The 1,264-nt window shown below is 68.7% G+C and carries 2 protein-coding genes; both read right to left on the bottom strand.

All coding sequences use genetic code 11. The features are described 5' to 3' along the window. Positions 1-356: 356 nt before the first annotated feature. Complete coding sequence (locus tag ACFW6A_RS39145) at positions 357-974, bottom strand: hypothetical protein (protein WP_351857364.1); 618 nt, start codon at positions 972-974, stop codon at positions 357-359. A 98-nt stretch (positions 975-1,072) separates the two neighbouring features. Then, a partial coding sequence (locus tag ACFW6A_RS39140; protein WP_386487400.1) for an adenosylhomocysteinase occupies positions 1,073-1,264 on the bottom strand: 192 nt, incomplete at its 5' end.

Here is a 1,264-nt window from a genome sequence, read left to right as displayed (position 1 = left end):
CGTTCCCGTTTCCGGGCCCTCCGGGCGCTTCCTTCGTTTCCGACTCTATCAGATCTTTCCGATCCGATTTCCTCGGTGCTTTCCGGTCCCGATTTTTTTTCTCGGGGCCTTCCGGCGCTTTCCGACTTTATCAGAATCATTTCCGGCTACCTAATCGGTGGCTTTTTCTGATTCGCGATAAAGAATCGGGAGTGAGTCAGACTCTAGTTGATTGCTGCCGAGCTGTCCAGCTCCAGGCAACCATCTGAATCTACCTCCCCGCGTCCACCGTGTCAACGGTTTTTTCGGGCACCGGAGGACAGTACCAGCTCTGCGGGGGCCGTCGCACATCGGTTGGGGGGCGTGGCGGGGCGGCGTCAGGCCGGGAAGGTCGAGGGGGGCGTGTCGAGGTCTTCCAGTTCCAGGCCGGGGGCGGAGAGGACGACGTCGCCGGCGATGTGGACGGTGTGGCGTTCGCCGGTGTCCAGGGCGCTGACCTGGTACGCGTCGACGGAGAGGGGGCCCAGGTCGGTGGGGTGCGTTTCGGTGCCCAGGAGCGACCAGGACTGGTCGACGGTGAGGGGGGCGAGGACCGGGTCGGTGAGGGCGACCAGGCGGACGCGGGTCTCGGGGGCGCCGGGGGTGAGGCGCAGGAGGCGGGTGAGGGCGATCAGGAAGGCCGGAGACGTACCGGTGAAGGCGTGGGCGCGGACGTTGCCTTCGGTGGCGTGGGTTCCGGTGGGGTCCGTGCGGACCCAGGTGACGCCGTCGAGGGCCGCGCCGCGGACCTGCCAGCTCGACGCGTGGAGTTCGAGCCGGATGGGCCGGCCCAGTTCGTCGACGGCCAGGTCGACCGAGCCCCGGTGGTCTCCGTCGGGAGTGGTGAGCTGGGAGACGTAGCGCCAGCCGGAGGGACCGGGGGCGCAGTGGAAGTGCTCCTCGCCGAGGGGGGTGTGGTCGTGCGGGTCGTGGAGCGAGTAGCGGCCGCGGGGCATCGCGTGGTCCTCGGGTCTGGGGAACGGGGCAGGCCCCCGGCACGGGTGCCGGGGGCCTGCTGGGTCGTCGCGTCGGCCGGTCGTGCGCCGGGGACGGATCAGTAGCGGTAGTGGTCCGGCTTGTACGGGCCCTCGACCTTGACGCCGATGTAGGCGGCCTGCTCCGGGCGGAGGGTCGTCAGCTTGACGCCCAGGGCGTCGAGGTGGAGACGGGCGACCTTCTCGTCCAGGTGCTTGGGCAGCGTGTACACGTCGGTCGGGTACTGCTCCGGCTTCGTGAACAGCTCGAT

The sequence above is a fragment of the Streptomyces sp. NPDC058758 genome (genome assembly GCF_042746075.1).
Lineage (GTDB): Bacteria > Actinomycetota > Actinomycetes > Streptomycetales > Streptomycetaceae > Streptomyces.
Note: the sequence above shows the minus strand (reverse complement) of the source record. Positions and strands in the feature narration are given on the sequence as shown.